A 25,081-nucleotide genomic window follows, 5' to 3' on the forward strand; every position below is an offset into this window, starting at 1 on the left:
CGCCATCTCGATGTCACGCTGTCCTGTGCTACTGGGTCACTGACACCGACTTGACCTGAGCCGCCGGGGCATTAAGCTGCCAACCCCCTAACACATCAGCCAAAGATCACCATGAACAGTCAAAGCATTATTGTCCCGCAGATTTCCGGTTTTCCCGGTCGTGAAGCTCGGGCGCGTCTGATTCTGCGCTGGCTGGTCAAGCTCAACGTGGTCGAGCCGGAGCTGAGTACGTGCGGGCGCACCTACAACAAAATGGCCTACGCCATTGCGCCTGGCGCCCGCGCAGTCGTAGAAAACCCCGACGCGTTGCCATTCGGTCAGCCGGTCAATGGTCTGGAAATCGTCACCAAACGCTGCATTTATACCCCGCTCAAGGATTTCGCCGAAGAAGCCGGTTGCCCGGAGTGCCGCAAGGAAATCGGTGAAGCGCTGTTCGACAGCCTTGAGGACTGGATGCCAGGCCACACCGATAACTTCATCTGCCCGGAATGCCGCCACGAAGACGACATTAACGGCTTTCTGTTTCTGCAGCCGTGCGGCTTTTCTAACCTGGGCTTCATCTTTAATGACTGGCTCGATGCTCCCTTCAAGAAGAGCTTTCTGGATGACTTCGCCGAACGTCTGGATCGTCCGGTTTCTTTCGTCAAAGTGCGTCTATAACCCTCTGTGATAATTGCCTAAGGTTTACATTGAGCCGAAGGGGGTGTCTGGGTATAATGGCGCGCTTCCAATTTCCCGCTCGGGAGCCCCCGCGATGCTGCGTATCAGCCAAGAAGCACTTACTTTCGACGACATTCTCCTTGTGCCCGGTTATTCCGAGGTACTTCCTAACGAAGTCAGTCTGAAAACCCGTTTGACCCGTGGCATCGAATTGAACATTCCGCTGGTCTCCGCTGCCATGGACACCGTGACTGAAGCCCGTCTGGCAATTGCCATGGCTCAGGAAGGCGGCATCGGTGTTATCCACAAGAACATGACCATCGAGCAGCAAGCTGCCGAAGTCCGCAAGGTCAAGAAGTTCGAAGCCGGTGTCGTGAAAGACCCGATCACCATCGAGGCTGACGCCACGGTTCGTGACCTGTTCGAACTGACCCGTCTGCACAACATCTCTGGTGTGCCAGTTCTGCACAATGGCGACCTGGTCGGCATCGTGACATCCCGCGACGTACGCTTTGAAAATCGTCTGGACGTTCCTGTTCGCGAAGTGATGACGCCTAAAGAGCGTCTGGTCACTGTTCGCGAAGGCGCTGACAAGAACGAAGTGCGCGAACTGCTGCACAAGCACCGTCTGGAAAAAGTCCTGATCGTCGACGCCAATTTCGCGCTCAAGGGCATGATGACCGTCAAGGACATCGAAAAAGCCAAGGCATATCCGCTGGCCAGCAAGGACGACCAGGGTCGTCTGCGCGTTGGCGCGGCTGTCGGTACCGGCAAAGACACTGGCGAGCGTGTGACTGCACTGGTTGCGGCGGGCGTTGACGTAGTGGTTGTCGACACCGCTCACGGTCACTCCAAAGGTGTGATCGACCGCGTTCGCTGGGTCAAAGAGAACTTCCCGGAAGTGCAGGTCATCGGCGGCAACATCGCCACTGGCGCTGCTGCCAAGGCGCTGGTTGCCGCTGGCGCTGATGCGGTCAAGGTCGGTATCGGTCCTGGCTCGATCTGCACCACCCGTATCGTTGCCGGTGTCGGCGTGCCGCAAATCAGCGCCATCGCCAACGTCTGCGCGGCCCTTGAGGGCACTGGCGTTCCATTGATCGCAGACGGCGGTATCCGTTTCTCCGGTGACCTGTCCAAGGCCATCGTGGCCGGTGCTTCCTGCGTGATGATGGGCTCGATGTTTGCCGGTACTGAAGAAGCGCCAGGCGAGATCGAACTGTTCCAGGGTCGCTCCTACAAGGCTTACCGGGGTATGGGTTCGCTGGGTGCCATGTCTCAGGCTCAGGGCTCGTCCGACCGTTACTTCCAGGATTCGTCCGAAGGCGCCGAGAAGCTGGTGCCGGAAGGTATTGAAGGCCGTGTTGCCTACAAGGGTTCGCTGGCTGCAATCATCCATCAGTTGATGGGCGGCCTGCGTTCTTCCATGGGTTACACCGGCAGCGCTGACATCGAAGAGATGCGCACCAAGCCTGAATTTGTGCGTATCACCGGTGCCGGTATGGCTGAATCCCACGTCCATGACGTGCAGATCACCAAGGAAGCGCCGAACTATAGGGTCGGCTAAAGCCGACCAGCTATAAGCTCCAAGCTTCTAGCTGCAAGCGATGGCTGTGGTGACACAGCCATCGCATACATCCCGATTAGCTTGCAGCTTGCGGCTTGAAGCTCGCAGCTGCTCTTCAGAGCCTTTTCCATGTCCCTCGACATTCACGCCCACCGTATCCTTATCCTCGACTTCGGTTCCCAGTACACCCAGTTGATCGCCCGTCGCGTGCGTGAAATCGGCGTTTACTGCGAACTGCACCCGTACGACATGGACGACGAAGCGATTCGTGAGTTCGCTCCAAAAGGCGTGATCCTCGCCGGCGGCCCCGAGTCCGTACACGAAGCCGACAGCCCGCGCTGCCCGCAGGCGGTATTTGACCTGGGTGTGCCGGTTTTCGGTATCTGCTACGGCATGCAGACCATGGCCGAGCAGTTGGGCGGCAAGGTAGAAGGTTCTGAGCTGCGCGAGTTCGGCTACGCGCGCGTTGATGTAGTCGGCAAAAGCCGTCTGCTCGATGGCATCGAAGACCATATCGACGCCGACGGCCTGTTCGGCCTCGACGTGTGGATGAGTCACGGTGACAAAGTCACCAAACTGCCGGAAGACTTCCACATCCTGGCCAGCACTCCAAGCTGCCCGATTGCCGGTATGGCTGACGACGCTCGTGGTTACTACGGCGTGCAGTTCCACCCGGAAGTGACCCACACCAAGCAGGGCGGTCGCATCCTGTCGCGCTTCATCCTCGACATCTGCGGCTGTGAAGCACTGTGGACCCCTTCGAAGATTGCTGAAGACGCTATCGCTCAGGTTCGCGCTCAGGTCGGTACTGACAACGTGTTGCTGGGCCTGTCCGGCGGCGTTGACTCCTCTGTTGTGGCAGCGTTGCTGCACAAGGCTATCGGCGACCAGTTGACTTGCGTATTCGTCGACAACGGCTTGCTGCGCTTGCACGAAGGCGAGCAGGTCATGGCCATGTTCGCCGAGAACATGGGCGTCAAAGTCATCCGCGCCAACGCTGAAGACCAGTTCCTGAACAATCTGGCTGGCGAAAGCGACCCGGAGAAGAAGCGCAAGATCATCGGCCGTACCTTCATCGACGTGTTCGATGCCGAATCCTGCAAGCTGGACAACATCAAGTACCTGGCCCAGGGCACCATCTACCCGGACGTAATCGAGTCGGCTGGCGCCAAGAGCGGCAAGGCTCACGTGATCAAGTCGCACCACAACGTGGGCGGCCTGCCGGAAGAAATGAACCTAAAGCTGGTCGAGCCACTGCGTGAACTGTTCAAGGACGAAGTGCGTCGCCTCGGCCTCGAACTGGGTCTGCCTTATGACATGGTTTACCGTCACCCATTCCCAGGCCCGGGCCTTGGCGTGCGGATCCTCGGTGAAGTGAAAAAGGAATACGCCGACCTGCTGCGTCGCGCTGACCACATCTTCATCGAAGAACTGCGCAAAGCCGACTGGTACCACAAAGTCAGCCAGGCATTCGTAGTATTCCAGCCAGTCAAATCGGTTGGCGTTGTAGGCGATGGTCGTCGTTATGCGTGGGTAGTAGCACTGCGCGCCGTGGAAACCATCGACTTCATGACCGCACGCTGGGCGCACCTGCCTTACGAGCTGCTGGAAACCGTGAGCGGCCGGATCATCAACGAGATCGAAGGCATTTCTCGTGTGACTTACGATGTTTCGAGCAAGCCGCCTGCGACGATTGAATGGGAGTGAGCCCTCCGCGCTATACACACAAAAGCCCGCGTGACAGCGGGCTTTTGTTTTTGTCGCGGTAGAGGAGCTGAGCGTTAAAGTTCGGGTTTTGGTGCGAATGCCCCGATGTAAACGTAAGGCTCAACGCTAAACGCCTCTTTTAGCTGGTGAGGATTGTACTCTGTGACCTGCGGCGCATCGGAAAGCGCCGACGTCACCATGGCTAACCTCCAGTCTGGGTTGAGCATCAATCCTGCATTGTGTTCGTTACGTGTGAGGAAAAAACGTGGTGTCGCGCCGGCCGTACCTTTAACTTCAACATGTAGCGCTGACTTTTTGCGCGTGAAAATAAAGTCATACCCGCAGGGGAGGTGTGTCGTGCGTTGGTAGCTGTAACCTTGTTTTATGTAATACGCGATTACCGCGTCTTCGGCGGCCAGTTCAACGGCTTTACGGTGTTCAGGGCTGCCAAATCCCCGAAGAGGGTCTGCCTGATCTAATTCTGGGTCAAAAACGGTGTGTTCATTGGGGTTGTGGATTGCGACTGAGGCCAAACGCGCCATTAGGCTCTTGAGCCGAGCCTGCACTCTTTCTTTGTTCTCGGTCTTCTTAACGTTCGGGCCGTCCAGAAAAGAGTACTTCCCCTGTTTCACGGATGGATCCGAGAACGGCAGAATTCGCTCCTCAGGTGGAATGAAGTAAGCTGAATCGCTTGTTATGCAATATGACCAGTCGTAAGCAGGATGGGGGAAAATTTGCTGTCGCTGGTCGGTGTTGTTGGGGCGGACAATCCACTCACCATAAAGCGTTGCGTTTTCGTACCAGCCGACCACGTGTATACCTGGGGTCGCCGGATTTTTGGCCAGACATACAACCGTCCATCCTTCCGGGTCGTCGTTATAAGGCGCGTAGTTACCTCCTTGAGGGGGGACATAACAGTAGTAAGTCCCATCGACATCTGGCATGAAGTTGTACGCTTCATGGCCTCGTCCTTCGTTTTCCGTGCCTCTGTTCTGATTTAGCCAGGCAAAGTTACCAGCGATGTCGCCACCTCGATAATATTCTGACCATCCAAATTTTACCCATAGTATCTTTTTCACCCGATGCCGTTCCTTTTAGCCGGTTTCTGGCAGCTCAGAGTTGAGTTATCGTTTTTTAAGGTGCCTCGGGAGCCTTGGGGGCTTCAGATCATTTTGCCCGTTTCTCTTTCATCTTTTCGAGGGCATCAGGCAGGCTCTGAATGAATTTTACGCCAAGATAAAATGATCCTTTACCGCATAGCTTCGCAGTAGAAGTCGCTCTGGTTATTCCTGTGCCATGGGAAAATTCGTTCTTAACTTCATTCCATGCATTGCCCATCATGTCATCCAATGACTCGTCGAAGGATGGTCTGCTTTTTTCCTGGATTTCATCGTCCATATATCCGCTCCTTGGCCAAGCAAGCTCACAGCTGTGGAGTGAACTTGCTATATGCGCAATGTTTTATTGATCAGGTCTCAACTGCGGAAATGATCTTAGCCTGACCGCGTTCCCGCTCTTTGATTTTTTCCTTCGCCTGACTCGCGCTGCTAGCCCGTACACTGGTTGTAATTACCGAAGAGCTCGTGCCGCGAGTAAATGTTATGCGGAAATTCTTGTCGCTCATCCCTGTTTCTCCAAGTAATATCAAAATGCCTCACAGGCAGATGTTTATCAGTTGGGACTCCAAAGCACAACCCCGCGATGCCACGAAATCTCTATTCGGAACGTGGAATCGTCTTTAAATACCAGCCCACATGTCGATACCTCGCATTGCTGGGTTTTTACGCCAGACACGCGATTCGCCACGCTCACGCTGAGTCAGAATGGCGATCTGTCGAGTGGACAAGGCCGTGCTACCTTCCGCCGGGAGTCGGCTCAATGACATCGGTAGGGGCACATGGAACTGAGTGCATTAAAAAAGCAGCTGCAGAAACAGCTTGGTGATGGTCTCGTTCTGGTCGTGGGTTCTGGACTATCTTGCGCGGACGGCGTGCCTGGGATGGGTCCGCTGGGACGGCATCTTGTCACGCATATTCCGGCGAGCCTTTCTCCAGACGACAACACACTCTGGCAAGAGGAGGAAAAGGCGGCCATCACAGAGAAGGCCAACGATGCAGGCATGTCCCCGTCGGGCTACCTTCGCGCCCTTGGATTGAATAAGCCAATCCGGTCGCTCGTTAACCTGAGAGCCGGGCTGATTCGCAAAGGTGAATGGCGATTTGGGGGCGGATCGCGGCGCTGCTGAAACTTTGGCTCGCAGATCAGTGTTGCAATAGGGTAAGCGCGTCGGATGTGGATGAGGTGACGGTGGAGTTTCGAGACAGCCGATAGCAAGAAAGAAAATGGCGTTGGTCTTCAACGCTCACAGGTAAACCACACCAGTTGAGAGTCAGCTTTTGGATTGTGCAATCCATAATTCTTATCGACGAATTGTCTTCCGCCACCCAGATCCGGCCGCGTCGCATCTCGAAACCTAGGCTGCGGGTAGCTTGGACGCTGCACTTGAGAAATGGAAATGAGGCGAATTTCGAGTGGCATCCCAAAGTCTACTGGACACCACGGCAGTGTATTGAATACAAGGGGACAGCTTCTGCATCGCGTCCTAGGACGCCGGGTGGGCTTTTTTACTCAGACCCAAGCCTAGGCTGATCATACTGCTTAGGGTAAAAACGGTAGGCTGCCCGCCTCTAAAAAACACTTTATTTAAGGAATGGACGCCACATGAAAATTGTTTATATAGATATTCAGAATTATAGAAAACTAAAAAGTTGTCGGATCAGCCTCACTGAGCAAGAAACCCTTCTTGTAGGTGCCAACAATAGCGGTAAAACTTCTGCTATGGATGCATTGATTTTTTTTCTAGATCAAAAGGGAAGAAGCGCGTCGAGTATAGCCTCAGGAGACGCGCCCGCCTCGAGAAAATTAAGTGCGACAGACTTCACTCTTTCAAATTGGCATCAGCTGAATGAGTTTGGGCGCGCTTGGGCTGCGGCCGAAGTTAGTGGCGACCAACTGGGTGATTGGCAGCCTCTTTGCCCCAGTGTAGATATCTGGCTGCAAGTAGAGAAAAATGAAATACACCGAGTCAGTCACCTAATCCCAACATTAAAATGGGATGGAGGACTTCTTGGTGTCAGGATGATATATCAGCCGAAGGACTTGGATGCATTAAAGTCGGATTTCATTACTAACTATAACGCAGCTGAGCAACTAAAAAAAACAGCTAAGGATAATGCTGAGGCTAAACGTAAGGAGCAAGGAGTCAAAGAAGGAGGGGGAACACAAACATTTGCGCTCACAATATGGCCAAGTTCGCTTCGGGAGTACTTGGATCGAGAAGCAGGACGTTCATTTGAACTTAAGTCTTATATACTCGATCCTGCCAAAGTAGAAGAAGTTCCAGGGCTAAACTATAAGCCCCAAGAGTTAGCCGAAGATCAAGTTTCTCTTGAATTCTACCCTTTCAATGGACTATTTAAGGTAGACATTATCGACGCGACGCGTGGATTTACAGATCCCAACGCTGCTACTGCTTCGCAAACAAACTCCTCTAATTTGGCTGGTCAGATTAACAAGTACTACAATAGGCACCTCAATCCAACAGATCTACCTGGTGTAGAGGATTTGGAAGCACTGGAGGCTATAGCCCTAGCACAGCACTCTTTTGATGGAAGGTTGAATGAAGTTTTCACTAAGCCTCTCGGCGAAATTAAGACTTTAGGATACCCAGGATTTAATGATCCGCATATCAGATTGTCTAGTAAAGTCAATCCAATTGATAACCTTGATCATGAAGCGGCAATACTGTTTGAAATTCAGAAAGCTAGTTTGACCACGGGGATACCACTGCTGAGCCTTTCGGAAAAATATAACGGGCTCGGTTATAAGAATCTGATAGCAATGGTTTTCAAGCTCATGAGCTTTAGGGACCAGTGGATGAGGGTTGGAAAGGCTGGTAAAAGAAAACTTGAGGATGATGCATTTATAGAGCCGCTGCATCTAGTTCTGATTGAAGAGCCAGAAGCCCACCTGCATGCTCAGGTTCAGCAGGTATTCATAAAAAAAGCTCATTCAGTTCTTCGGAATCATGCGGACTTGCTGTTATCCAAAAATTTTTCAAGCCAATTAGTCGTTAGTACTCATTCAAGTTATTTAGCACATGAAGTTGGTTTTGAGAAATTACGATATTTCAAGCGGAAACCTGCTAGTAGTGCTTTTGAGGTTCCAACAGCTGAAGTAATAGATCTGTCTGCTACCTTTGGTACATCCAAAGCTCGCTCAGAAGAAATTTTGCAGACAGCTCAGTTCGTAGCGCGTTACCTTAAGACTACCCATTGTGACCTATTTTTTGCAAATGGGATAATATTGGTAGAAGGTGCTGCAGAACGCTTGCTTATCCCTCATTTTATAAGAAGTAATCCAAATAAGGATACGAGCCTAGACAATAGCTATATATCTATCCTTGAGGTAGGCGGTGCTCACGCTCATCGGTTACGAGCTTTGATTGATAAACTAGGGTTGCCTACACTAGTGATAACCGACACTGACGCTATGGAGCCACCTCCGCCAGGAGCAGCTCCTAAAGCAAAAGCTAAGGCTGTTAGGCCTGCACGAGGCAAAGGGTACAAAACTGGCAGCCACACCATTATTAAGTGGCTAGCGGTTGCCGATCCATCCTTGGACGCTGTCTTATCTATGAAGGCAGAAGAAAAAATAATCGGACAAGTGCGAATCGCGTTTCAGTACGAAATTCCCATAAAGTACTCCGGAAAAGCGGAAACGTTAGCGATTCCATACACCTTTGAAGATGCGATAGCTCTAACAAATCCTGCATTGTTCAAACGGTTGGTCAAGCCCACAGGGATGATCAAAAAAATGCAAACCGCACTCAATTTAGGCACCCTTGATTTGTGTTGTGCTGCGCTATATGAGGCCCTGTCAGAAGACAAAGCGGAAATGGCACTGGATTTACTTTTCTGCACCGATCCCACTTTGTTAGCTGCACCAACTTATATCCAGGAAGGCTTGGACTGGCTCAAAAAAGAGCTTGAAGTTGCCAGCGAAGACTTAGTCCCAGGTGTGGTTGAGCCCGTATGAAGGAGCTAACTATGGGTGTAATGGATAAAACACCAAATCCAGTAGTTCAACAAATTTTCGAGTACATGGACCTATCAAATCCGCAAAGCTTTTTGCTTTTCGCTGGCGCAGGGTCTGGAAAAACTCGTACTCTTGTCGAGTCTCTAGAACTTATGAAGGAAAGATACGCAGCAGCGCTGTCGTCGTCAGGGAAGAAAATAGGTATCATTACTTATACAAATGCCGCCAGTGAGGAAATCAAAAGGCGTCTGCTTTTTGATGCCAATTTCATGGTGTCTACTATTCATAGCTTCTGCTGGGACCTCATAAAGCCTTTTACTAATGACATCCGAATTTGGGTGGAAGAAAAGTTGGTGGCCGATATTGAGAAGTTAACTTCTGCCATTTCGAAGAGTAGAACTCCACAGGGAGTGACGGCGATTCGCAACCAAAGAAGTTTGGTCAGTAAGAAAAAAAGACTTGCAGGTCTCGATGAAATCAGAAGTTTTACCTACTCTCCAGCAAGCAACAGGCCTGACAAGGGGGCTTTGAATCACGCTGAAGTACTAGGGCTGGCCGCTCATCTGCTTGCGAGTGAAGCGTTGTTGCGAAAAATCTTATGGAATAGGTTTCCTATTCTACTTATTGATGAAAGCCAAGACACAAACAAGAGCCTTCTTGAATCGCTCATAGCCACACAGCAAGAAAATCCACACCAATTCTGTCTTGGGCTGTTTGGCGACATGATGCAGAGGATATACAGTGGGGGGAAGTCTGATCTTGCTTCCCCTCTACCTGATGGATGGAAGTCTCCGGCCATCGAAGTTAATTATCGTTGTCCAATAAGAATCGTAGAGTTGATAAATAAGATCCGTATTACCGATGATGAACATCAGCAAACGGCAGCATCTAGTGCTGAAAATGGGACCGTACGATTGTTTTTAGTGGATACTAGCGTTCAGAAAGACAAATCTGAAATCGAGCGCACGGTTGCCCAGTTGATGGCTAAATGTACGGGCGATGATGCTTGGACAGATAGTGAATCAGTCACTGCACTTACTCTTGAGCATCACATGGCAGCAAAGCGCGGTGGATTTTCAGATTTTTTCCTCCCTTTTTTAGAAGTCGAAAGACTAAGGGATGCTGCAGTTAATGGCGAGAGCGAGGATATACGGTTCTTGACTCTACAATTTGTTCCATTAATAGTGGCAATCAGGCGAGAAGATGATTTCGAAATTGCCACTATCATGCGTAGATATTCACCACTGCTTGCTGGGTCAAATCTCGTTTTGTCAGATGATCCGATAAGTGTGCTGCGAACTGCGCAGGTTTATATAGACAGAATAAAGCTCGCACTTGATAGTGATGTTGGGTGCACGATTATCGAGATTTGCAGTCTGCTTAAAGAGGGAATGATACTGCGGCTTCCTGAAACCTTTGCAATTCACTTAGGTGCAGACCTCTCGATAAAAATTGCCTGAGGACGATGTTGATGAAGTCAACGATAAAGGAGTTGGAGCTGAACACAACGCCTGGAAGGAATCACTCAGCGCTTCCACCAATCAGTTAGAAAATTACGTGCGTTATGTTTCTTCGTCATCGGCTTACGATACGCACCAAGGGGTTAAAGGGCTGCAGTTTCCAAGGGTTATGGTAATTCTAGATGATGAAGATGCTAGGGGCTTTCTATTTAGTTATGAAAAATTATTAGGCGCTGTACCTCTTTCGGCTACTGATATTACGAATGAAAACGCTGGTGAGGACTCATCTCCAAAAAGATCTAGACGGCTCTTCTACGTGACTTGCAGTAGGGCTAAAGAAAGCTTGGCGGTGGTTGCATATACTAAGGCGCCTAAGCTAGTGGCCAAGACTGTCTCCGATTCTGGTTGGTTTCATGCTGGCGAAATAGTTTCAATGTGAGGGCTATTACTCACTCTAATTATGCTTGGCACTAGTGTCTAACTATTGCCAAGCCGTGTTTGCACGCATGATGCAGTATGGTGAAATATCTGTCTGTCGTAGCGTGGGAAACAGAGGTTTGGGTCGCCGATGCTCCAACTCATATGATTCACTTCAACTGTGACCGCTTCCTTGGCCCACACTTATGATTGTGTAGGGAGTTGGTCGTAGACACGCGGGTTTGTAGACCTTTGTAGGTATATTTCTCTCTGAAGGAGGGCCACACCAAATGAAGAGTAGAACGCATGACGAGGCTATGGCGGAGTATTTCCGCTCTCGCCCAACCTATGCAGTTCGCCTGCTTGCCGAGGTTTGTCGCGACGGCGACCCTGCTGAGGTGGCCATCCTTATGCGCCAAATGGCAGAGGCTTTCGAAAAGGGAGATGGCGTTAGACTTCCCGATACAGAGTGGCTGCCGCCTAAATAAAAACATGGCATATTCCATGGTGTTCATGAATTGGCAATGTGTAAATAACTGAAAATAAAGGGTTTTTGCTTCTTAATAATAGAGTGGGAATGATTGGGCGTCCGGCATTGTCCGGCACCCACTAGCAATAAATGCCATGAAGCCCGCGTAACTGCGGGCTTTTTGCTTTTTGGGTTTGGCAAGTGTTGAGCGATATTGAGCGTATCGACTTTTCCGGGCCCTGTTGGCGCTGCTACGTTTTAACCCGCCATGACCGAAATTATGCTAATTGACCTAGCTGCAGGTAATGCTTGAAGCGTTTGGTCTGTACAGGTCATCGTTATCAGAGAATCAAAAGCGACATAAAAAAATAAAAATTTGAGGGTAAAGATGAATCGCCTATTTCATGCAGCAGCCTTCGCAAGCGCCTTGATGATCGTTGCTGCACCAGCCCAAGCCCGTATTACAAAACTGGAGATCCTGCGGACCGAACCCGCTTTCGGCGGCGAAAGCTTCGGGAATATCGGCGCTTACGAACGCGTGTTTGCCCGCGCCTATGGTGAGCTAGACCCAAGCGCTTCCGGAAACAAGATTATTCAAGACATCGAACTTGCACCACGCAACAGTCGTGGAATGGTTGAATACACGACTGACGTTGCAATCCTGCGTCCCGCTGACGTGGCTAAATCGAATAACACTCTTCTGTTTGATGTGCCAAATCGAGGCTCCAAGCGGGCGATGTTATTGTTCAATGCTGATATGCGGGGTAACCCAGCAGCGGTCAACAACATCGAAGTCGCTGGGGACGGTTTTTTACAACGGCTGGGTACGACGGTGATCTCGTTTGCCTGGCAGGGGGACGTTGCTCCAGGTGACAACCGCATGATGGTGCAATTGCCGACGGCCATAAATGCTGATGGGTCGCCGGTAACAGGTGTGGTGCGCAGTGAATTGACCACGCTCTCACCGACCGTCAGCCTTAACCTGTCCGCAGGTTGGTTTACCTCCACGCCTCCTCATACGAGCTACAAAACCGTTGAAACCGACAACAGCAAAGTGCTCGCGAATGGCTTTCGCCCGACGTTGACTGTGCGGTCGCGGGCAAATGCGCCCAGGCAGGAGATTCCAGCGAGTGATTGGAGTTTTGGCGATTGCAAAACGCCGAACGAAACCCGGATATGCCTATCCTCTGGTTTTCAGCCGGGCAAGCTTTACGAGTTGATTTATCGGGCCAAAGAGCCAGCGGTAATGGGTATTGGTTTTGCTATCGCACGGGATGTCGGTGTGTTTTTCCAGCAGGCTGAGCGGGACGATACCGGTGTGCCCAACCCTGTAGTGTATGGGCAAAAGGTCAAGTCGATTATCACGGGCTCGTCACAAGCCGGGCGATTCATCCGCAGCATGATCGCGCTGGGCTTCAACCGCAGCGAGGACGGTCATCAGGTCTATGACGGTGCGATGCCGCATATTGGCGGCGGGCTGATGCCGCTCAATATCCGGTTTGCTCAACCAGGTCGGGCTTGGGGCCAGCAGGTCGATCATGACTATCCTGCTTACGATTTTCCGTTTACCTATGGGCGAGAGACCGATCCAATTACCGGACGCTCGCAGGGTTTGCTGGATCGCTGCAGCGATAACAATACTTGCCCTCGCATATTCCACATGGCAACGGCCCTTGAGCTTTGGGAGGGGCGCCAGTCGCTTGGCCTTACCGATCCACTCGGCTTGCGCGATGCCCAAGAGCCGGAAAACGTCCGTACTTTTATCATGGCAAGCACGCAGCATGCACCGCCGTCTTTGCCACTCCCGGCTAACCCACCCTTTGGACTTTGCCAGCTTCAATCAAATCCGAATCCACACATCTGGACGATGCGCGCAGCGTTCATCAATCTCGTTGGCTGGGTTCATGATGAGACAACTCCACCCGGTTCGATAAAGCCTTCTGTGGCAAGCGGCACCCTCGTGCCGGCGGACAGAGTCAGTTTTCCGCTCATCCCCGCGACCAATTATGGTGGCGTTCCGCGCCCGGCGCTCCGCTATACCAGCGCTGTCAACAGCCTGCAGGTGCTTGATTTTGGTTCGGATTATCGTCCAGAAGATAGCTCTGGCATTCTCACCAGCGAGCCGCCGCAATCGGGTTTTGGTAGTTACGGCATCCTGGTGCCTCAAGTAGATTCAGACGGAATTGATGTGGGTGGCGTTCGGGATGTGTATCTGGGGGCTCCCATCGGGACTTATACGGGCTGGAACACCTTCCGGCCCGAGTTCTTTGATGGTGGCTTTTGTAACTTCCAAGGTAGCTTCCTCCCGTTTGCCGCGACGAAGGAAGAGCGAATCGCGGCCGGAGACCCTCGACTTTCCCTGGAGGAACGCTACCCCACCAAGGAGGCTTATGTGTCTGCTGTGAGTAAAGCTGCAGACTCGCTGGTTGAAGCGCGAATGCTGCTTCCTGAAGACCGTGAGCGGCTTGTAAAGGAAGCACATGAGAAAGGTGTGCGTACGGGGCCTTGAGAAGATGTGATCATTTCTGACCTTGCCGCCTTATCTTAGACGTCTTAGTGAAAAATGACAGGAAGGCGTGGCTGAGGTAATGCCAGTCTCAAGCCTGGTCAAGTTTTTGGTGCGGTTGTATTAGTTTTTATTCTATTTGGAGAGGGGCGTGTGGCTAGAACTTCTATTCTAAAAATATCTCAGTCTTATCCTGAGCGATATTGGTTTAAACACACGATTTTGACAGGTCAGGATTCGATCTCTTTGAAAACCGGGGTGGAGATAACGGAGGCGTTGAAGATCGAGTTTTCGCTAACTTCAAAAGTCAGTGTTGATGCGCTCCTTAAATATGATTTTTTCTTCAGCAGTGGCCCTAATTTTATTAGCCCTAGATTTCATCAGTTGCTATTAAAAGCCAACGTCTCGGGTGTTCAATTTCTTGACGCAGACGTACGCGTAGCGGGTAATAAGTATGAAGGTTATAAGGTTTTCAATGTCACTTCAAAGCATAGCGTATTTGACAAGGAGAAATCTAAAAGCCAACCACTTTTAAGCTATCTGCCAGAGGGGCCTCAAATTTATACCGAGATTGTGCTGAGAGATGATGTTGATTTGGTCGTGGATGTTTTCAGGGCCGAGGAGGATTTTACGACGGTGTTGGTGTCTGCTCGGGTACGGGAGTTGTGCGAGCTTAACAAGGTTCGTGGTTTACAGTTTATAGATCGGCTCTCCAGAACCTGACGCCCAAGGCGGTTATTACTCTGTGCGACATCCGATCCACCCTGTTGATGGGTGTAGATTATACGATGATTCTAAATTTTGCGTGAAAAAGTGGATTCACACAGAAACTAATAAAGGATTTGAGAGTCTTAAGTTTTCGGGCAGTGATGGGTAAAGACAATGATACCTGACAAGATGATAAGCTTTTTCAAGAGTCAAGGTTGGTGGTATGACGATGCCAGCGCAGATTATAAAGTAGAGCTGGAAAAGCTGAGTGTTGATATGTCATCAGACTTTGCTCAGTTCTATCTGCACGTTGAAGACGGTCCGACGTTCATGCAGCATGGAAAAGAAATATATCAAGTATGTTGGTTTTCCAAAAATACCGATTTTGATCTTGCGTTGAAGAGCACGCATGAAACCTTAGGGCTCCCACAAGCATATATACCACTGGATAGCTTCGAAGGTGAAAGTGGCTATTTTTATAATAGAAGCACTGGAGAGGTGCTTCGTGTTTCTTTGGGTAATGAGCTTTTGGATTTCAGAGAGGGGCGGCTCATGCCTCAATGGGAAAATTTTAACGATTTCTTGGCGTTTTATTTTGAGCTGGCGTGATGGGACCTTTGCTGTGAGGATGTTGGCATGAAAGATTTATACATAGTCAGCTATAAACCCGACGGTGAGGGTGCACCCTATTTTTTTGATAGTAAATGGGTTCCTGACCTTCCAGCATTTCACTTCCCGAGTGAGAATCCCGTAGAAAGCACCCTCAGTACGCGCTATCACGTAACGGCTGATAGTCCAGGAATAACTGCCGATTGGTTGCCGGATCATTTTTTGGCATCTAAAAGCTTTCTGGAAATTTGCGACCAGTTTGCCTGTTCTTATATAAGTCGCCCTGTTGATATTGATCTTCAAGGAACAGCTTGCGGTAAGGAGTACTTTTTCTTTGTTCCGTCTGAAAGAATAAGTGCAATGAATCTGGAAGATTCGGTTTTCACGCTTGATCGAAACCCCAAGATTGACGGTAGCAAATCAGATGATCCTGTTTACGAACGTATAGACAGGTTGAAAGTGTCAGGTGATGTGGATTCACATTTTTTCTACTTCAACGAAATAGCAGAGGTAATATGCTCGACTGAGTTTCGTAATGAATGCATCAGAAAAAGCATTTCAGGCTTGAGCTTTAAAATGATAGGCGAGCACTATCAGTACGCGCCATGGGATGATTTCTAAAACTATGAGTGTGCTGAAGAGCATATTCTGGACGCCCGCATCAACGCTGTAGGAAAATATATGAGTATAGGATTGGCTATTTACGGCGTGGATGATGTCAGCCCGGTTGCAGTGTTTGAAATGGCCCAGCTTTTTTTTGAGAAGCTGAACTATCCTGTCACGGCAGCGGCATTTCATAAAAGAATCACCCCAACAGCAGATGGAGAAAGTTTAGACTTCGTAGAGGTGGAACCTGATGAGCTCAGAACGGCGCTGACTGTCGGGGAAGCAAACGATTTCAGAATATACAGTGAAGCAGGGGATAGTGACCCTTGGTTCAGCTCCTTCGGTTACACAACCGAAAGCTTTGGTAATTTTTTCTGCATAGACGCGCAGTCGGAAGAGTGCTTTGAAGCTGCTCAAGATAAATTCACCTGCTTTGTCGATGAGATAGCACTGGAGGTGAATTTCACGTACGCGATTATTTATAACGTAGACAAGGTCTCGGACGCCGTGTGGTACGCTCGCGGCACAAACATGAAGACGTTATTTTCTTTTGAGAGTCCAGTGGCTTTTTCTCACGATACGCCTGGGTTGTATGAAGGTGAGCGTACATATGAAAAAACAAAACTTCGAATGGTTTATCCAGTAAATTATTTAAATAAAAACCATATGTCGATATGCGTCGATAATACGCCTTTACCTGACTGGATCGCTATGAGTCCGGAGCGGGGTACGTTGATGAGTATTTCCGAAAAAATACGCTGGACAGTGCCGGAGAACAATTTGCTGGAGGTGAATAAGTCTTGTGGGCAGTCAGGGGCTTTACTGGCATGGAGGCCAGAGCATATAAAAAAAAGACCCAAGTTACCTTAGGCTCTGTATTGACTGATTCAGTGGCTATCAATGGAGAAGCATCGTGGTGAAATATAATTCAGGGGATATCTTTCTAATTCCAGTCACCTCTGGAGGATTCGCTGTTTGTCAAATAATATGCGCATTCCGGGACCGTTTCAAAAGAGTGTTCTCTTTTGGGGTTTTGGGCGTGACTAATGATGATAGCAATGTTGATATACTGGACAAAGATTTCCTCTATTTCAAGAATTTCAGGCGCGCAGAAAATATCATATTCACCTCTGTTGAATACCTTAAAAAAGGAAAGTGGAAAATCGTCGGAAATATCCCGCTCAACGCCGAGAAAACCAAGTTGAAATATTTTAGAAATGCGGGCGCATTATATTTCGACGATGAGTTTCTGGAAATGTTAGAGTTTCCCGGGTACAAAGACTTCAATGTGTTGGCGGTGGCTGGGTATGAATTGGTTAACAGTCATCTTGAGCAATTTTTTGATCAGTCGAAGTCAGAAGCATAAATCTACATGGCAGCCGTTGATTAGAGGGCAGTAAGGTTTGACTGGTTTTCTGGCTTGCTGCCCCTCCAGGAATGTCATGATTTAATACAGCTCAATAATGAGTTTGTCGGCGAGGTTGATTTTCTAAAGGGCGTACTGTTATAACTTACATTAGGTTTTGTATGACTGATTCAGTGACTATCAACGGAGAACCATCGTGGTGAAATATAACTCAGGGGATGTCTTTCTAATTCCAGTCGCCTCTGGAGGATTCGCTGTTTGTCAAGTAATATGCGCATTCCGGGACCGTTTCAAAAGAGTGTTCTCTTTTGGGGTTATTGGCTTGAGTGATGATGATAGCAAGTTTGATCTAACGGACAAAGAGTTTCTCTACTTTAAGAATTCCAGGGGCGCGGAAAACCTCATATTCACCTCTGTTGAAAACCTTAAAAAAGGGAAGTGGAAAGTCGTCGGAAATATCCCTCTTAACACCGAGAAAGAAAAATTAAAATATTTTAGAGATGCGGGTGCATTATATTTTGACGATGAGTTTCTCGAAATGTTAGAGCATTCTCGATACAAGGACTTCAACGTTTTAGGCGTCGCCGGGTATGATCTCGTTAACAGTTATCTCGAGCAGTTTTTCGGTAAGCCGGAGTGAGGAACCTAAAATCTAGCTGTCAGGATTGATATAGATATGCCTATAGTTTATAGAAGGGGTCTGCAGAACGCTGACCTCGATTACATACAATCAGAACTTAATAGATCCTTGCCAGCCGATTACAAGAATTTTCTGATAAAAATGAACGGCTTTTATCTGTCAGCGCCTGACTACGCGCAGATACCTTTGACTGCTGTTGATGAGGGGGCGATAAGTTTTGACAGGTTTTTTGGCTTGCTGCCGCTCGATGAATGTAATGATCTCATACAGTTCAATAACGAGTTCGTCGGCGAGGTTGGTTTTCTAAAAAACGCGGTGGTTATTGGAGAGGATGGCGGAGGGAATCCTTACGTGATGGTCGACGAGGGCGAGGGCGTTCGTGCAGGTATTTATTACTGGGATCGTACTCATCTTCATGAATCCAACATGAATAACCATTTTGATATTGCTGAGGTAGCGGATTGCGGAAACCTGTGTTTCATTGCTTCTGGTTTTAATGAATTTTACAGGTTGATTCTGCGGTGCGTAGGGGCGTCACCAGAATTTTTAGAGGAGGTGTGACAGATGGACGCGAAGATCGCCGTTGAACTGGTTTGCGCAAAGTTGCTCGGAGAACACTCCATCCCGGTTAAGATCCGTACCAGAGACCGTGTCACTGAAGAGGAAGTTAATGAGCTGTTCTTGGCGATTGATTTTTTAATCAGGTATTACAGAGAACAGGACACGGTTCCCAAGAACCTGGCGCTTGCTTTTGTAGATATATATGCTGGATTCAGTGTTGCCGAAGGGTTTTATTGCGAGGATGACATTAAGAGATATGAAGATATCGGAATAGCTCTTCAGGAAAAAGCATACGATTTATTCGAAGGGGCTTGAGATATTATCCAAAGCGAAGCGCCGGGCTTGGACTCCATGTACACGCTCATGTTGAACCCGTTGAGCGAGGCCTGAGATCGCAAAATCATTGGGGGCTGCACCAAGCTAGGATTTCGTATTATGATCTGGAAATGGAACGATCTGTCGTGCAGGTTTAGGTCAAGACGTTCGTTGGCAAACGATTTTAAAAAATTTGCTTGATGCAGGAGTGATTCATGGGCAAGGAAAATCGTATTTTTTTTGAAGCCGAATTGCAAAAGGAACTCAAACTTATTGAGTGCGAGGACTTGGTAGTTAAGGCAGTTAAAAGAGGCCTTAAATTTCGCTTTGAGAAGAAATTGGTTGCCGAGCTGCATTTTCAGTATTTAATGAAGGGACACTCATTTACCCTGCTTGGGTGGGTGTTCGGCGGCCCCATTTTTGAACGCTTGTCCAAAATAGAGATGCCTTATAAAAGTAACTTGGGTAGCGAGGCTTGCTTTTCGTTTATTACCTCGGGAAGACAAGATAAAAAATTTAGTCCCAGCATTTACGGCGATATAGCTGTTCCTCGCCCTGAGCAGGCGAGTGACGTATGTAAGCATATCCGTAACAGGTTGGAGGAGTACTATATCCCTATGGTTGTCGGCTGTGTATTTCCGAAAGAACGTACTATTGACGATGTCTTATATTCGCCGAGAGACTATTCCTATCCTGCTGCATTTATTCATTGCGCGGTCGCCTGTGATCCGTCGATATTAAAAGATGGCATGAAAGAAAAACTGAAATCCAACAAGAAAATTATCAAAAATAAAGCTTTTGATCTTAAGCTTTTAGATTTTGACGTCTCATAATGTTCGAGGTCCAGGCGCTCCCTGGACGGTACGACGCACCTGGCACCGCCAAGCCAAGAGGATGGCATCAGATTGAAAGTCTGAACACATGACGAATGCATGGCTGAGCATTTCAACGCCGCATCACAAAGCCCGCATCCTCGCGGGCTTTCTGCATTTTTGAGACCGCGACATTTTCATCTGAAACCTGCGACTTTCCCCGTCTCCTTCGAACAAACCTATTGAGTTGCCATTTCCATAAGCGTACATTTGTGTTCACTTATAGAGAGGAAGCATTCATGACACCCAATAGAAGCGCTTCTCTGGCTCACGCGCCGATCAAACCGTTAATCGGCAGTCGTGTCCTCAATGGCAAGGATGATTTGCTGTCTGGCGGACTGGCCGGTGAAATTCGCGATCTATTGGCCGAGCGCGGCGTCCTGGTTTTTCCGCAGCTTCACTTCACTGATGCCGAGCAGATAGCGTTCACACAAACGCTTGGGGTTTTCGCTCCAGAGGTCAGCGACGGTCAAGGCATCACCAAGATCACTCTGGATGCGAAGGAGAACCCGGCGGGTGCAGAGTTTCTCAAAGGGTCGCTGTATTGGCACATCGACGGCACACGGAACGAGTCGCCGATTCTGGCTTCGTTGCTGTCCTGCAAAGTGACTGCGACCTGGGGTGGCAACACGGGTTTCTGTAATACCTACGCTGCTTACGAAGCCTTGTCCGAAGCTGACAAGCAACGTTATGAGGAAATGCGGGTCATACACGCGCCTTGGGCGTCATTGCTCTATTACGAGCCGGAACCCAGTCTGCAAAAGCTGCAGGCGATGCAGGCCATAGGTGAAAAAGAATTACCGCTGGTATGGAAGCATCGTTCAGGGCGCAAGTCGTTGATTCTCGGCTGCACTGCATTGCACGTTACCGGGCTTGGTGTTGCGCAAAGCGCGCAAGTTCTGGTTGGCCTTCGGGAGTGGGCGACCGCGGAGCCTTTCAGTTATAGCCATGAATGGCAGGTGGGGGATCTGGTGATCTGGGACAACACCGGCACCATGCATCGCGCAGAGGCCTATGACCCGGGCTGCTCGCGCATGATGCATCGCACAAAACTGGAAGGTGAAGAACCGTTCGAGTAGTCCTGTCGGTTCGGGCTATTAGTGCTCGCCGCCAGGTTAGTGAGGTGCGGCGCCGTTGAGGAACATGTCTACGGCCGCTGTCACCATCTGTTCTATTTCATCGTGGGTCATGGGCGCGGGGTTCTGTTGGAAAAGACGCTCTTCGGGCTCGGCAGTAATCAGCGAAAGAAACTGTTTGGCCCTGACCCTTGGATTACCTGGTCTCAATTCACCGCTCTCGATAGCGACAGACATAAGCGTAGCAAGCGCGTCGATGCCCTGGCTGGGACCTGATTCGTAAAACAGCTTGCCGATGTCCGAGCGACCCGATTCTGCGAGCACCATCCGGTAAACCTTGATGGCGGTTGAGTCGTTTGTGACGATCATCAGCATCTGACGCCCGAATTCCAGAAGCTTTTCTTCGAGCGAAATGCTGGTTTCCGATTTTGCGGTCAGATCCGCCACCGCGTTGTACAGATGTGAGGTGGCGTACATCTGGACGACAGCGACAAAGAGAGCCTCCTTGGATGCGAAGTAGCCGTAAAGAGTGGCTTTGGAACCTCCAAGTCGGGTCGAAACCTCCTTCATTGATGCACCTTCATACCCCAGTTCAAGGAATACGCTGGCAGCCGTTTCTACGATGGCGGTACGTCGACTCTCGGTGCGAACCTTCATTGTTTCTCCATAAGAGTACACTTGTGTACATTTTAATGTTGACGGTGATCGGGTAAGCGGCTAAAAGTATACAGGCTAGTACGGTTTTGAGCGACGCGACGGGTAGGGTTGTGATTTCAGTACCGGGCGAGGTATTGGCGTAGGTCTTTATAGGCTGAGTGAGCTGGCTCATACACACAGACTTGATCAAGGTTACTTTTGATTAAGCCGAAGGTTGGCATTGCTTCCTGGTGTTATTAGCGCGGCGTGATCACAACCATTTATTGAAAGAAGTCTTGGACGACGTAGGTCTTATTGGTTGTCTGCAGAGAAATTTATCTGCTGACTCCTTGCGTCTGCGATATGTAAATCGAGCATTAGCCATTGAACGCTTTACGGTGTTTACCTTCGGAGAAATAGATATGTGCGCAGATAAAGAACCCAGAGCGGGTGTGTTTTTACTGTTGGCACTGGCGTTGGCCGGGTGCGCATCTCAAGAGCCTTTTCCGTACGCAGGCATAGAGTCGGCTCGAGAGATGCGACCCAACAAGACGGATGAGTCTGATCGCGTTCCGTATGCCTATAAATCTCATGTGGACTGGAGTCGGTACAAGAACGTCATGCTGGAGCCGGTGACACTTTATTCAGGCACAGATGAGCAGTTTTCCGGGGTGACGTCGGAGGATAAGCGTGAATTGGCCAATTACATGACCATCGAGTTTTCCGAGGCGCTGGGCAAGCGCTTTCGGTTCGTGTCCACGCCTGTACCCAATACGCTGCGGATTCGGCTGACCTTGACCGGAGTGGAAACGACGACGCCGGTGCTGGCAACCTTTTCGAGGTTCGACATCGGCATGGGTTCTTATAATCTCGTTCAGGCTGCACGGGATCGCAAGGGCACGTTTACCGGCTCAGTCAGTTACGTGGTCGAGATCTACAACGCATCAACAATGCGCCTCCTTGAGTCCTATGTCTCCCGACAATATCCGAAGGTGTATGACATCAGTTCGACGTATGGCCGCTTTTCTGCCGCGAAATCGGGTATTGAAAGAGGGGCCGACAGTCTGGTTGATACGTTGGCTGAAAAATAGAGCCGCGCGCTCACCAAACAATATCAACTATATGATTGAAGTGCTTTTTATCTGTAGCGCGCTTGCCCGCGATAGCGTCAGCGCAGCCGACATATTTATCGACTGACACACTGAATCGCGGGCAAGCGCGCTCCTACAGATAATGCAGTTCTTTTTAATGGATAAGTTTGTTTGATGTGAGAATGACGCGGCTAGTTTTTTATTTATCCAGACATACGAAAACACCGGGAGATATATTCCCCCGGCATTATCTGCAGATAGTGAGCAAGTATCAGCGGTCAGTAGGCAAGTTACGGTAGAGAATCGCCGTTGCCAACTCCATGTCAGAAGCCTTCAGATCAGGATTTGCAGCTCGCACGTCGGCGATCGCCGACTCCAGATGCGGTCCCCGAATACTGCCGCCACTGGCGATAAAGCTACTGGCGTCGTCCTGGGTGGCGACGATTTGCTTGTTGTCCTTGGAAGTCAGGTAGCTGGAGCCAGTGGTGGCCCCGGACGTAAGTACATTGCGCCAGAACGAGTCGGCCATTGCCGATCCCATAGGAAGCGACAGCGCTGCAAGTGTGGCTAGGGCGAGTTTGAGACGCATGGGCATAGACCTCGATGGGTGGTGTTTTCTCTAAACCGTACAGTACGGTTCATTTATGAAAAGATCAACTCATCCATTCAAGTCAGGCTGTGGAACCTGATCCTGAGGTCCAATCTTCGTTGTGCGACACCACTGCGCTTAAGTTTTGCCAGATGCAGGTGTATCGTATTCGCCCCTCGCATCGACTCTCGACTGCGACCCCGTGTCTGGTTTTCTGAGGTATTCACGTTTATGTCTTTTACCCGTCGACAAATACTCGGTGGCCTTGTCGGTCTTGCCGTGGTTGGGCTTGGGGCGGGAGGGGCTTCGCGTTATTGGCTGGGACGGCGTGGGCCGGGTGAGGGGCATGATTTCGAGCTGATCGCCGCACCGCTGGATGTTGAACTGGTCGCGGGGCACCAGACTCCGGCATGGGCCTTTGGCGGATCTGCGCCGGGGACCGAGCTGCGAGTGCGGCAGGGCGAGTGGCTGCGTTTGCGCTTTATCAATCACCTGCCGGTTGAAACCACGATTCACTGGCACGGCATCCGCCTTCCGCTTGAGATGGATGGCGTGCCCTACGTGTCGCAACTGCCGGTCAAGCCGGGCGAGTATTTCGATTACAAATTTCTGGTGCCCGACGCAGGCAGCTATTGGTATCACCCCCATGTCAGTAGCAGCGAAGAGCTGGGGCGTGGGCTTGTCGGTCCGCTGATCATCGAGGAGCGCGAGCCTACGGGTTTCAAGCATGAACGCACGGTCAGCCTGAAAAGCTGGCATGTGGATGAGGTAGGGGCGTTTACCGAATTCAGCGTGATTCGTGAGGCTGCACGCGAGGGTACGGCGGGGCGGCTTTCTACTATCAATGGCATTCCCCAGGGCGTGATTGAATTGCCAGCCGGGCAGATCACTCGCGTGCGCATTCTGAACCTCGATAACACCGTGACTTATCGCCTGAATCTGCCGGGCGCCGAGGCGCAGATTTATGCGCTGGACGGCAATCCGATCAAGCCTCGACCCTTGGGCAAGGATTATTGGTTGGGGCCGGGAATGCGCCTGTGTCTGGCGATCAAAGCGCCACCTGCGGGTGAGGAGCTGTCATTTCGAAATGGCCCGGTGCGGCTGGGGACTTTTCGTTCGGTTGCCAATGACGATGCGCCAGGCGAATGGCCGCCTGAACTGCCTGCCAATCCGATCGCCGAGCCGGATCTGGAGAACGCCGAGAAGCTCAATTTCAACTTTGAGTGGGTGGGTTCGGTGTCAGTCAATGTCGACAATGGCAAGCCGCCGAGTCTGTGGCAGATCAATGGCGAAGCTTGGGACATCACCGACAAGACCTGTGCCGATCGCCCGATTGCCAAACTGGTGCTGGGCAAGAGCTACATCTTCGAACTCAAGAACATGACCCAATATCAACACCCGATTCATCTGCACGGAATGAGCTTCAAGGTCCTTGCCTCAGACCGCAGAAAGATCATTCCCTATTTCACTGACACCTTCCTGCTGGGCAGAAACGAGCGCGCACGGGTGGCACTGGTAGCGGATAATCCCGGGGTGTGGATGTTCCACTGCCATGTGATCGATCACATGGAAACCGGACTTATGGCAGCAATAGAGGTTTCTTGATGCGGCAGCCGCAAATCATTGATCGCAGTCGCGATCAGGACTTCATGCGCGAAGCGTTGGCATTGGCGGCTCAAGGCGCTGCGTTGGGCGAGGTGCCGGTGGGCGCGGTGCTGGTGCAAGACGGCGAGATCATTGGCCGCGGCTTCAATTGCCCTATCAGCGGCAGTGATCCCAGCGCTCACGCCGAGATGGTTGCCATACGGGCAGCGGCGCAGGCGGTCAGCAATTATCGGCTGCCGGGCAGCACGCTGTATGTGACCCTGGAGCCTTGCAGCATGTGCGCGGGGCTGATCGTTCACTCGCGTGTTACTCGCGTGGTGTACGGCGCACTTGAACCCAAGGCCGGTATTGTCCAGAGCCAGGGACAGTTTTTCACTCAAGGCTTTCTCAACCATCGCGTGTTGTTTGAGGGGGGAGTGCTGGGTGAAGAGTGCGGGACGATGTTGAGCGAGTTTTTCAGGATGAGAAGGGCGAAGGGCTAACGCTAAGCGGGTTGATTTGAATTAGATCCCCTGTGGGAGATTCTA

The 25,081-nt window shown here is 50.4% G+C and carries 26 protein-coding genes; 22 read left to right on the plus strand and 4 right to left on the minus strand.

Annotation, left to right across the window (positions count from 1 at the left end):
- The first annotated feature begins 111 nt into the window (after positions 1–111).
- From H8S59_RS17220 to guaA, 3 genes are all read left to right on the plus strand, one after another.
- Complete coding sequence (locus tag H8S59_RS17220) at positions 112–660, plus strand: sugar ABC transporter ATPase (RefSeq protein WP_095094307.1); 549 nt, start codon at positions 112–114, stop codon at positions 658–660.
- 94 nt (positions 661–754) lie between these two features.
- A complete protein-coding gene (gene guaB / locus H8S59_RS17225) occupies positions 755–2,224 on the plus strand; it encodes an IMP dehydrogenase (protein ID WP_095094309.1) in 1,470 nt (489 codons plus the stop codon).
- 129 nt (positions 2,225–2,353) lie between these two features.
- Positions 2,354–3,931: a glutamine-hydrolyzing GMP synthase gene (gene guaA / locus H8S59_RS17230; protein WP_187522210.1), complete on the plus strand. Its 1,578-nt coding sequence runs from the start codon at positions 2,354–2,356 to the stop codon at positions 3,929–3,931.
- Positions 3,932–4,005: 74 nt separating this feature from the next.
- Here guaA and H8S59_RS27175 read toward each other — a convergent pair whose 3' ends face one another.
- Together H8S59_RS27175 and H8S59_RS17240 are read right to left on the minus strand one after the other, a co-directional pair.
- Positions 4,006–5,010 (minus strand): protein NO VEIN domain-containing protein, encoded by a 1,005-nt coding sequence (locus tag H8S59_RS27175; RefSeq protein WP_187522211.1) that lies wholly within the window; start codon positions 5,008–5,010, stop codon positions 4,006–4,008.
- Positions 5,011–5,098: 88 nt separating this feature from the next.
- On the minus strand, positions 5,099–5,329 hold the full coding sequence (locus H8S59_RS17240) for a hypothetical protein (protein ID WP_187522212.1): 231 nt from the start codon (positions 5,327–5,329) through the stop codon (positions 5,099–5,101).
- A gap of 499 nt (positions 5,330–5,828) precedes the next feature.
- Between H8S59_RS17240 and H8S59_RS17245 the strand changes: the two genes are divergently transcribed.
- The 16 genes from H8S59_RS17245 (at position 5,829) to H8S59_RS17320 (ending at position 20,636) form a co-directional block, all read left to right on the plus strand.
- Positions 5,829–6,176, plus strand: a complete 348-nt coding sequence (locus H8S59_RS17245; RefSeq protein ID WP_246475395.1) for a plasmid mobilization protein — start codon at positions 5,829–5,831, stop codon at positions 6,174–6,176.
- 476 nt (positions 6,177–6,652) lie between these two features.
- Positions 6,653–9,028, plus strand: coding sequence for an AAA family ATPase (locus H8S59_RS17250; protein ID WP_187522213.1), 2,376 nt, complete (start codon positions 6,653–6,655; stop codon positions 9,026–9,028).
- 11 nt (positions 9,029–9,039) lie between these two features.
- Positions 9,040–10,488 (plus strand): UvrD-helicase domain-containing protein, encoded by a 1,449-nt coding sequence (locus H8S59_RS17255; RefSeq protein WP_187522214.1) that lies wholly within the window; start codon positions 9,040–9,042, stop codon positions 10,486–10,488.
- Positions 10,481–10,927: a hypothetical protein gene (locus tag H8S59_RS17260; RefSeq protein ID WP_187522215.1), complete on the plus strand. Its 447-nt coding sequence runs from the start codon at positions 10,481–10,483 to the stop codon at positions 10,925–10,927. The genes H8S59_RS17255 and H8S59_RS17260 overlap by 8 nt, the downstream gene beginning before the upstream one ends.
- Before the next feature lie 77 nt (positions 10,928–11,004).
- Positions 11,005–11,115, plus strand: a complete 111-nt coding sequence (locus H8S59_RS17265; RefSeq protein WP_187522216.1) for a BsuBI/PstI family type II restriction endonuclease — start codon at positions 11,005–11,007, stop codon at positions 11,113–11,115.
- A 647-nt stretch (positions 11,116–11,762) separates the two neighbouring features.
- Positions 11,763–13,883, plus strand: a complete 2,121-nt coding sequence (locus H8S59_RS17270; protein WP_187522217.1) for an alpha/beta hydrolase domain-containing protein — start codon at positions 11,763–11,765, stop codon at positions 13,881–13,883.
- Between the two features lie 150 nt (positions 13,884–14,033).
- The gene (locus tag H8S59_RS17275) at positions 14,034–14,603 is read left to right on the plus strand and encodes an imm11 family protein (protein WP_187522218.1); all 570 of its coding nucleotides are present in this window, start codon (positions 14,034–14,036) and stop codon (positions 14,601–14,603) included.
- A 159-nt stretch (positions 14,604–14,762) separates the two neighbouring features.
- Complete coding sequence (locus H8S59_RS17280; RefSeq protein WP_187522219.1) at positions 14,763–15,197, plus strand: hypothetical protein; 435 nt, start codon at positions 14,763–14,765, stop codon at positions 15,195–15,197.
- Between the two features lie 27 nt (positions 15,198–15,224).
- Entirely contained in the window at positions 15,225–15,818 is a 594-nt protein-coding gene (locus tag H8S59_RS17285) for an imm11 family protein (RefSeq protein WP_187522220.1), read from the plus strand.
- Positions 15,819–15,878: 60 nt separating this feature from the next.
- Positions 15,879–16,673 carry a hypothetical protein gene (locus tag H8S59_RS17290; RefSeq protein ID WP_187522221.1) on the plus strand — a complete coding sequence of 265 codons (795 nt, stop codon included), beginning with the start codon at positions 15,879–15,881 and terminating at the stop codon, positions 16,671–16,673.
- A gap of 43 nt (positions 16,674–16,716) precedes the next feature.
- Complete coding sequence (locus tag H8S59_RS17295; protein ID WP_214658367.1) at positions 16,717–17,169, plus strand: Imm26 family immunity protein; 453 nt, start codon at positions 16,717–16,719, stop codon at positions 17,167–17,169.
- Between the two features lie 196 nt (positions 17,170–17,365).
- Positions 17,366–17,809, plus strand: a complete 444-nt coding sequence (locus H8S59_RS17300) for an Imm26 family immunity protein (protein ID WP_214658368.1) — start codon at positions 17,366–17,368, stop codon at positions 17,807–17,809.
- Between the two features lie 36 nt (positions 17,810–17,845).
- Positions 17,846–18,370, plus strand: a complete 525-nt coding sequence (locus H8S59_RS17305) for an SMI1/KNR4 family protein (RefSeq protein WP_187522222.1) — start codon at positions 17,846–17,848, stop codon at positions 18,368–18,370.
- Positions 18,371–18,373: 3 nt separating this feature from the next.
- Positions 18,374–18,685: a hypothetical protein gene (locus H8S59_RS17310; RefSeq protein ID WP_095094322.1), complete on the plus strand. Its 312-nt coding sequence runs from the start codon at positions 18,374–18,376 to the stop codon at positions 18,683–18,685.
- Between the two features lie 215 nt (positions 18,686–18,900).
- Positions 18,901–19,518, plus strand: a complete 618-nt coding sequence (locus tag H8S59_RS17315; RefSeq protein WP_187522223.1) for a hypothetical protein — start codon at positions 18,901–18,903, stop codon at positions 19,516–19,518.
- Between the two features lie 278 nt (positions 19,519–19,796).
- Positions 19,797–20,636, plus strand: a complete 840-nt coding sequence (locus H8S59_RS17320; protein WP_187522224.1) for a TauD/TfdA dioxygenase family protein — start codon at positions 19,797–19,799, stop codon at positions 20,634–20,636.
- A 36-nt stretch (positions 20,637–20,672) separates the two neighbouring features.
- On the opposite strand, the gene H8S59_RS17325 is transcribed toward H8S59_RS17320, so the two are convergent.
- The gene (locus tag H8S59_RS17325) at positions 20,673–21,290 is read right to left on the minus strand and encodes a TetR/AcrR family transcriptional regulator (protein ID WP_187522225.1); all 618 of its coding nucleotides are present in this window, start codon (positions 21,288–21,290) and stop codon (positions 20,673–20,675) included.
- A gap of 401 nt (positions 21,291–21,691) precedes the next feature.
- On the opposite strand from H8S59_RS17325, the gene H8S59_RS17330 reads away from it, so the two are divergent.
- Complete coding sequence (locus tag H8S59_RS17330) at positions 21,692–22,360, plus strand: DUF3313 domain-containing protein (RefSeq protein WP_187522230.1); 669 nt, start codon at positions 21,692–21,694, stop codon at positions 22,358–22,360.
- A gap of 271 nt (positions 22,361–22,631) precedes the next feature.
- Here H8S59_RS17330 and H8S59_RS17335 read toward each other — a convergent pair whose 3' ends face one another.
- Positions 22,632–22,949, minus strand: a complete 318-nt coding sequence (locus tag H8S59_RS17335; RefSeq protein WP_095094485.1) for a DUF2388 domain-containing protein — start codon at positions 22,947–22,949, stop codon at positions 22,632–22,634.
- A gap of 231 nt (positions 22,950–23,180) precedes the next feature.
- Here H8S59_RS17335 and H8S59_RS17340 point away from each other — a divergent pair, with 231 nt between their 5' ends.
- Together H8S59_RS17340 and tadA are read left to right on the plus strand one after the other, a co-directional pair.
- A complete protein-coding gene (locus H8S59_RS17340) occupies positions 23,181–24,554 on the plus strand; it encodes a multicopper oxidase family protein (RefSeq protein WP_187522226.1) in 1,374 nt (457 codons plus the stop codon).
- On the plus strand, positions 24,554–25,036 hold the full coding sequence (tadA, locus tag H8S59_RS17345) for a tRNA adenosine(34) deaminase TadA (RefSeq protein WP_187522227.1): 483 nt from the start codon (positions 24,554–24,556) through the stop codon (positions 25,034–25,036). Before H8S59_RS17340 ends, tadA begins: the two co-directional genes overlap by 1 nt.
- Positions 25,037–25,081: the final 45 nt, after the last annotated feature.

Origin of the sequence: Pseudomonas folii (assembly GCF_014357575.1) — a bacterium.
GTDB classification, from domain to species: Bacteria; Pseudomonadota; Gammaproteobacteria; order Pseudomonadales; family Pseudomonadaceae; genus Aquipseudomonas; species Aquipseudomonas folii.